We start from the raw sequence: 8,302 nt of genomic DNA on the forward strand, positions 1-8,302 counted from the left end.
AGCTCTAAGAACTCCAACATTTCGACATTGCTATCGATATAATCGTTGGCCTGTTGAACATATTCATTGGATTTTACTAACTGTTGCCTCTTAGCCGTTTCTACCTCATCATCAGAAGGCTCAAGCACCTGAGCAAAATAGTTCAAACGAGAAGTTGCTACATCAGGGAAGTCGAGTTTTAATGCTCGGAATGGGTATACATCACCACCAAAAATGTATAAGCCTTCTCCAGGTTCAGCACTAGCAAGCATCTTAGCGTTTACAGTATCTTTTTCTTCTACTCGGACATCATCGTTATCATGGACCGCCCCAGCCAAATTATTCTCTATTCTATCCTGACGGGAACCAAACACTTTGCCAGTTCGACCAAGCGCCAACTGTAACGATTCACCATGGTCTTCATTTTTAAGAATGAATTTATTGTTTAAGTTGCCCATTAGTGCTTCATATTCATCCCGGCCGCAAACCTTCTGGAACATTCCGGCTGTCTGTGCTCCAAAAAGAACGTGAAAACCATATGAACGAACCAAGGCAACAATCATGTAAAAACCTTTAACCGCATACATTCCGTACTCATCAAAGAAAAGTCGTACAGGATATCTAGCACTGGAAGGCCTATTGTCTACTGTAGTAATTCGAGAACCTTGTAGCTTGTAGCCAGCAGCTCTCATCAAAATAGGCCGTAATCCCTGCAATAGAAGCCTACCCAATGCTGCAACGGAATCGGGGTTTTTGGCAATGGAAGGAAGAAGAACTAATAATACTCGCCCCCCTAAGCATACATCCGTCATATTTACTTCCGAAAGTTTTGTCACGAATATATGCCCCATGGTTTCACTCAGGTCAGCCATGGTTTCACTAATCATCATCACACAATATGTGTGCTGTTCATCTGCTTTACTATTAAGATCAAGGTTGTCTATCTGTTCCTCAGTCATATCAAATATGGCATCACTAATAGAAGGCAAGGTTTTTAAATATTGCTGGAGTGGTTGTCGGTACTTTAAAGGCACATCTTTTCGCGCTGCCTTTTTGAGCATAGTTTTAATGACAAGAAAGTTTCGAACCACTTCGATGTTTAAATCTAAACCTTCCACATCCCTTTCGTAAGCAAGATACTGATATGCTCCCCCAATCATAGTAGAACTACGACCTTCCCAAAAAGAGCTATCCCCTCCATCCGTTTCACGCCCTAACCCCATGGTTATAGTCTTCATCTGGTCAGGGGTTCCCGCATTTAGAATATTCATGTTATTCGAAATGCGATCGTCGTCGTGCATGTTAGTAGTATCTAAGGAGTCCATGGGAGTCAGAAAATTAAGAACCAACAAATCGTGGAGTCTATCTAATCGTTTCAAGATAGCGAAAATTGTCCAAAACAATTTTATATCTGCCTTACCATCAACTATGACTGCTGATGTTCCTCCTGGCTGGAGAAGTGCTTGAAATAGCAATGTCAGTATAAGTACAGTTTTACCCGAGCCCGTACTGCCCATGACGAGTGTATGTCTTGTTTCCATATCCGGGTTGGATACGAGTAACCTACGTAGAAAAAATTCAAACCCGAATATTAATGTACCGTTTCCTCTTTTACGCTGGGGAATAAGATGGCCAGCTTTAACTGCGTCTTTTAACGACTCCTTTTTTGAAATAAACTGCTCCCACTCCGGCGCGTCAAAAGGATATTCATGCTTCTCTCTTGAGTTTGTAAGCTTCAGACAAATTGCAAATGCAAAAATAAAGTCCCCATTTTGAGGGAACATAAATAAAGCAATCCCGCATGCAGCAATTAATAAAGGAAATGACACATTTACTGCTGACTGTATTCGCATCCACATAGTGCGAGAATCACGATGAAAGAGCTCTGGGTTATTCAGTTCAGGGTTTGTGTTTAGAACCGACTGCTTCTTAAAACTGGCCATACTAATCAACTTCCTTGTACTGCTTCATTAACTCAGGAATATCCTCATAAGGGTCATTGAAGACTTTCTCATCCTTTTCTATATCGACACCTAGTGACTTTAGAATCTGTTTTGCCTCATTCTCTCGGCCATCAGCCTTTTTCTCTATCTCGCTGAGATCAAATAATCTACTAAATTCATCCTCATCCATGTTCAGGAGGTCTTCTCCTTTCTTACCTGCTGTTAATATTCTCTCTGCATTAATGTGAAGGTCTTGCACTGCTCCTAGGACACTTGGAATTGTCATTCGAAATCCGGCTTTTCTTTCCATAAGAAAATGCGAGCGAGTACCACTTGCTTCTAAGAAAGGTGTTTCTCTGCCGATAGACTGCAATACCATTCCTAAATTTCGGTCATGCTTAGTTACCCAAGTAAACTCGTTTCCTGCAATACGGTTTACATCTTTAAAGAGAAGCATCAACGCCCAGATTACAGTAGTAGAATAAGCATGCTTCTTTGTTACCATTGCATAGAGGATTTCTTCGAATGTACGGGTTGTCTTTCCATCCATTTTTTCCTTAAGCTGTGTAAGAACCTTTCTTTCAATACCGTTAAATAAAAGTATTGTGTCTTCGATGCTGCCAGCGTAAGGGACGCCATCATTCAATAAAGTTGTTGGACGAAAGCCACCTATTATCGCTCCTCCTCTCTTAAACTTATCCGCTTCATTACCCTGTTTATCTACATATTCAATTGGAATGGTTTTCCCATTATCATCAAACAACCGTGCTAGTTTATCTTCCGAATGTAGTTGTTGCGGTAAAGGACAGAGGAGAAGCCTCTCTAAGCTGATAGTCGCTGTTCGAGAGCAAAACTCTATTGTTGAGTCTTTCGGGTTCTCGCAGTAATAGAAGTAACAAATAGGCCTAAAATTGCTAACAAACCCCGTTTCTTTTTGCATTTCTTTGTCACGTTCTATTTCATCTAATGTGACACCCAAAGGAGGATTTGCTGTGAGCATTTCGTAAGGAGATACACCCATAGCGTATCGGTTTTCATAGTCAGAGCGATTTTCGAAATTGTAATCATGTGAATAGTCACAAGGGTTTTCACCCTCTAAACGTTCTTTATATTTAGGAAACATCCAGCCAATGGAATATCCAATCAATTTATCGTAGAAGTTGGGCGGTACTATACGTTTTAAATGAGGATGAACCTTGGAAGCAGCCCGTATCATTGATTCAACGTTGTGTTCTTTTCTGGTTTTAGAGCGTATTGAATATTCTTTACAACCTAAGTAGATCAGAGCTAAAGCGAAGGGCCATTTAAGTATATTTCCGAAAATAGAGTCGTAAGCTCCAATATACTCGGGTGTAATCATCGTATAATGCAATTCTAATATTTGATATAGCCCCTCCTTAAACCCCCATCCTTGAAATCCTGTTAGCCAAGAGGTAGTTACAACCACGAGGTTCTCAAAAGCAAAAAATGTAAACATCTGAGCTATCTTTAGCATTCTCCACACAAAAGCAAGTATGTGGAAAAAGTGCGCGTAAACCCCGTAACCCATACCTATTGCCAATGCTAGAGCTAGGGCGACTGAAGCATTCAACTCTGATTCTTTTTCTGGCGTACGCTGACTCATAACTTAGGAATCCTTAAAAATTATGTTTGTGTCATCAATACGTCGCTCTTTAAGAATCATTTTTAGAGAATCATACTTTCCTTTGGTCAATGGAATGGGTAACACAAGCCGTGCCCTTAGACCTTTTCGATGAAGTATAAAGTTTACGGTTATGACGAAGTAGTAATAGAGGAAGACAACACATCCGAAAGTCGTTAAAACTTTTGCCGAAAAGTTCTTGTCGGAAGCTGTTAACGATTGCATAGCTTGAGTTATTTCGAAGGTTAAGACGATACTGATCACACAAAATATGACCGAAGCTCCGACAATCGCTTGCCCTACTAAATGTGACTTAAGTACTGGATGTATCGTTCTGAACTGTTTCCACATTCCGATATATGTGACGAATAAACTAAGTACCGGAGCAAGAAGAGAAACTCCACCTGAAACAGGCATTAAGAGTAATGAAAGATACTGTAGAAATATTAAAGTTAACATTTTTGCACCGTTGCTTTTAATCCATTTAAGGCATATATTTTTCACATCATAGCAAATTTATCAACGGATGGAATGGTTTTAGCTAAACGAAAACAACCAAATCTAACATCTCGGTCAACCCTCAAAATCAAATCAACCAAACAACCAAACACCAAAAAATATGGCATTGCTTTTCATCCGTAAAAGACATATATTTTTGTGATTATAAAATATGTCATAGGTAGTAGTAGTTTGGAGTCACTGTTAGGAAGCAACGTCATTTTGTTTTCTCAAAAAGAAAAAGAAACTTTATGCATTATCTCGAATGTCGAATATGGACGCCGTGTTGCTGAGTTACAACTATCTTCGGCTGATAGCTACAAACCTGTTTTGAGTATTCTTGTCTCTATTGTCGATAGTAACCATCCAGAGTTGGACACCCTCGATCGCTGCTTCCTTGTTAACTCATCAATCTCTACAGATTCCATTGAATTAACAGAGCTTTTAGAAAAGTTTAAAAGCTCAACCCAGTCATACCAACAAACGATAGAGATTGATGGTGTTGAATTTTCCTATCTGCGCAAGGAAATAGAAAGGTTACAACTAATAGGATAAATGTAATGGAAAACGAAGAGTCTGTTGGCTTTAAATCAGTTACCCAATCTGCCGAGTTAATTATCCATGCAGGGTCTTCTCCCATCCCAGGAGAAGTCAGAAGCCGCCTAGAAAAGATACCAAGTATAAAGCCAAGACCAGCGCGCAGAATAATGGGTGTGAAATTGGCTGAATTGGGTGTCAATAGAAACCCTTATGTTGCAAATAGAGCAACTAAGGCTTTACTTGCACTGACTTCAATTACGTGGGGCCTCACCCTGCTTTTATTGACTGGTTCGCTGGTTAATTTTTACCTGCTTGAAAGAATAAATATCAGCGCTACCTCCCATGACGCAAGGATTGAGCCTACTGGCAAGCCTGTACGCATCGGTAACTTGGATTAGAGGAAGGATATGTTTCGCTCATCCGTAATTAAGAATCATCGAGGGCTCCTATCTGGTTTCGTAGTGCTGGTGGTCATTATCTATTTCTTAGAGTTTGCACTAAACACTCTTACAACAAATAAATCTGGTTACTACAAGATCCCCACTTACAACGATAAGGGCATTACCCGAATAGTTCCTCAGGTCCCATTAAGTGACCGTCTTTTTTCTGACTCTGAAGTTATGGATTTTGTAACTGAAGCTATGTACAACACACTCTCTCTATCTTTCGATAGTTATGAATTGTCTATGACAGAATCAGCATTACTATTCTTTACTACTTCTGGCTGGAAGTCATTCTCAAGCGCAGTTCAAGAAGCAGAAATTTTATCAACCATTTTCTCTAATAAAGAAATTATTGAGTTTTACCCTACCCGAGCGCCTTTTATGGAATTCAGTGGCACAGTTGACGGGAAAATTGATGGAAGATTCACAAAAGATGCCTACTGGGTATGGCGAGTTAAAGTTCAGGGCAAGATTATGAAAAAATCTTTGAAGGTTAAAGACGCAACTGAAACTGAGCTCGAGGCTATTCAGAATCAAAGGCACCAGGCCGCTAATGTAACTTTCTGGCTTGATTTACAACGTGTGCCAAAGGGTAAGGGGGCAAGTGCAGTTAAGATCATAAGTTCTTCTAATTGGGATGTTGATTGGTTATGAATATTCCACGACTTATTCGCATACTTAAATTCGACTGGCCATTTGTGCTTGCTATCGTTTTATCTGTTTTAGCTATTTTTAAACTTTCCGATTTCAATGAAGAACTATTAGGGAACCCGGATAGAGTTTTTCTTTATTCTGATGGTAATGGTGGTTACACAAGGGCCTTTGTATCACGTGACCCACGCTATACAGACGAGAAGGTTGTCAGGTTTCTTCGTCGTATGGTGAGCTCATGCTATACCGTCGATTATAAAACCGCTCAACACCTAATGAACGGTGAACGCGATAACGATTATGCCAACTGTATTGAAAAGCACTTTGCGCCAATAGCCGCCACATCACTGTTCAATGTTTATCCTACTGACCCTATGATTGAGGCGATTCTTATGTCAGAAGGTAAGGCTAACGTTGTTGTTCCTTACGATCCTATCGTTACCTTAAAGAACAAACCTGGTAAGCCTTTAGTTTGGGTAGTTGAGGTTCCGATAATGGTAACAGTCCAATCGGTATCAGGAGACCAAACAACCTCATTCATTGCTCACTACACAGTTCTACCTGAACCTAGAGCGGATAACGCAAGTTCATTACTCATCGACAGGGTGGTTTTTAGATGAACGTTAAAGACCTATTCAATTTTATTAGTACAGCTTTGGGGAAGACTCCGTTAACAGGAAGACAAAGTTCGAAGTCTACTGAGGATAGCTTTGTTAAAGGGGATACCTTTAGTTGCCAATCAATACCCTCCAGCGAGGTTAACCGTAACCACGATGCCGTGTTTGAAACAGATAAACGTCATAATTTAATCTATGACAATTTTAAGTCTGTCCAGCGATCTCCATACTACGCTCTGGTTTTATTTTTCTTAGCTATTGTTGCATTTTTATACGCCTTGAACCTGTTCATAGATACCACAAAGATTACTTCAACAAACTACTTTATTGCATCAACGACAAGTGATACTGCTGTATACCCAATACCCACAGATAAGCATATCTTGCCGACTAAGGACCAAGAAAGAAACCCTGGCGAAACTTACTCTGAAGAAGAGTCAGAAGTATTAGTTCGTGAATATCTAGTTGATAGCCTTAAAGACTGTTTTTCAATGAACTACTTAAATGCAGCAACAGTACTGTCTAGGTGCAAGTCCAACCATTTGGACTCTGAAACAGACACCCAAGACATATTTATTGAGCTTCTAAGAGCAAGTAACTATATAAATATAATGAAGAAATACCAGACTTCTGCATTACTCCACGTAGACACAAGCTCTATTAAACTTTTGAACAAAGCAATAGCTCAGCGTGAAGCCGTACCTGGCAGCGGCGTTATGCGTAGCCGCGCTGTCTGGATTTACCAACTTAAGATGCATTATACGATGGAGAAAGTTTCTGTCTCTTCTCCCACCTTGTGGCAAGTTGAGATGATCAGAGAATCTGCTTTCAACAAAGAGTTCCCTGTTTCTATCTTCAAAATACGCGATATCGAGTGAGTGAACATGAAAAGTCAAAATAAAGAGCTTCAAGTTAACCCGAGAAACTTTCAACCGTCTTTGTTGCAAAAAAATTTACATAAATCACGCAAAGGAAAGTCAAAAACTAAAAAAGCGTTGGCAAAAGCTCCAAACTACTATAGAGACCTTTTTCAGCCAATTGAAGGGGTCTTTAGCCGACCTTCATTTGGCGAGTTTCAATTCACTTACTGTGGATACATGATAGCTAACCAGCGTGAGGGTGTTCTCAATATCTATGTACCACAAGAAACAGACTCCCCATTACTAGAGTCACTCGAATCATACGGGTTTTATCTATGTAAAAAGTACCCTATTTCTGTACCCAATAGCTCTAGATCCTCAAGACTTCTTATGAAGCGCTATCTTTCAGAAAAAGTATCAGATCAGCAAGCTGTGGAGACAATAATGCAGTTAAAGATCATGCTAAATGCAGCAATAAAAAAACAACAACAAAGTGAGGATTTAGATATATCGGCAATGCCTAGCCTCAGTCCTACAATATTTAAGTCACTAAAAGATATCGGTATAAATAAGCAATCAGAGTTAAGGAAGGCAGACTTAAATGTTTTGTTCCATAAGATCAAAAGTGGAAACTCGAAGAGCTATAAAGGGGTACGCTTGTTATTTCAGCTACATTGCTTAAGAGAGGATACTCAAGTTCCTTACTTATCTAACGATACCAAACAACGCTTAGTTGATTCTTATAATTTTTTCGCCAAAATTAGAGGATACGCCCCTCTGACTTATATGTTTTACAGCTAGAAAATAACCTTGCATTAGTTTCTTTCGACATGCAATTAAACCATCAGTTACAAGGTAACCAGTCGCTCATTAGGCCTCTATTTATTAGTTAGTTTCAAACAGCAATAGATGTTGAATGTATGTAATTCTCCACAAAACATATGGTGACGTTAGCTAGGTATCGTTCACCATACTACAAGTGCTGATTCCCTCATTAACCCTATATTTTAAATCCTTCGATTCTAGTTTCCTTTACCTCTACTGTTAGCTTGGGGTGTGGTAACTGTCCTCTAGCCAGCATTTGAATAGGATTTCCTGTTCGTTTTGTAGTGGTTTCTTTATTACTTTT

General features: G+C 39.6%; 8 protein-coding genes. 6 read left to right on the forward strand and 2 right to left on the reverse strand.

Annotated elements, in window-relative coordinates; all coding sequences use genetic code 11:
• Both IQR33_RS05370 and IQR33_RS05375 read right to left on the reverse strand, forming a co-directional pair.
• On the reverse strand, positions 1-1,922 hold a 1,922-nt coding region (locus tag IQR33_RS05370; RefSeq protein WP_193843583.1), incomplete at its 3' end, for a type IV secretion system DNA-binding domain-containing protein.
• Position 1,923: 1 nt separating this feature from the next.
• Complete coding sequence (locus IQR33_RS05375; RefSeq protein ID WP_193843584.1) at positions 1,924-3,546, reverse strand: hypothetical protein; 1,623 nt, start codon at positions 3,544-3,546, stop codon at positions 1,924-1,926.
• A 708-nt stretch (positions 3,547-4,254) separates the two neighbouring features.
• On the opposite strand from IQR33_RS05375, the gene IQR33_RS05380 reads away from it, so the two are divergent.
• The 6 genes from IQR33_RS05380 to IQR33_RS05405 are packed head-to-tail and all read left to right on the forward strand — an operon-like array spanning position 4,255 to position 7,974.
• Positions 4,255-4,617, forward strand: coding sequence for a hypothetical protein (locus IQR33_RS05380; protein ID WP_025634000.1), 363 nt, complete (start codon positions 4,255-4,257; stop codon positions 4,615-4,617).
• 5 nt (positions 4,618-4,622) lie between these two features.
• Positions 4,623-5,000 (forward strand): hypothetical protein, encoded by a 378-nt coding sequence (locus tag IQR33_RS05385; protein ID WP_025633999.1) that lies wholly within the window; start codon positions 4,623-4,625, stop codon positions 4,998-5,000.
• Positions 5,001-5,009: 9 nt separating this feature from the next.
• On the forward strand, positions 5,010-5,699 hold the full coding sequence (locus tag IQR33_RS05390) for a DotI/IcmL family type IV secretion protein (RefSeq protein ID WP_054574978.1): 690 nt from the start codon (positions 5,010-5,012) through the stop codon (positions 5,697-5,699).
• On the forward strand, positions 5,696-6,316 hold the full coding sequence (locus IQR33_RS05395) for a DotI/IcmL/TraM family protein (RefSeq protein WP_025767073.1): 621 nt from the start codon (positions 5,696-5,698) through the stop codon (positions 6,314-6,316). The genes IQR33_RS05390 and IQR33_RS05395 overlap by 4 nt, the downstream gene beginning before the upstream one ends.
• Positions 6,313-7,191 (forward strand): hypothetical protein, encoded by an 879-nt coding sequence (locus IQR33_RS05400; protein ID WP_025633994.1) that lies wholly within the window; start codon positions 6,313-6,315, stop codon positions 7,189-7,191. The genes IQR33_RS05395 and IQR33_RS05400 overlap by 4 nt, the downstream gene beginning before the upstream one ends.
• 6 nt (positions 7,192-7,197) lie before the next feature.
• On the forward strand, positions 7,198-7,974 hold the full coding sequence (locus IQR33_RS05405) for a TfoX/Sxy family DNA transformation protein (protein ID WP_025633992.1): 777 nt from the start codon (positions 7,198-7,200) through the stop codon (positions 7,972-7,974).
• Positions 7,975-8,302 lie beyond the last annotated feature (328 nt).

It is taken from the genome of Vibrio sp. OPT46, from assembly GCF_015163535.1.
GTDB classification, from domain to species: domain Bacteria; phylum Pseudomonadota; class Gammaproteobacteria; order Enterobacterales; family Vibrionaceae; genus Vibrio; species Vibrio alginolyticus.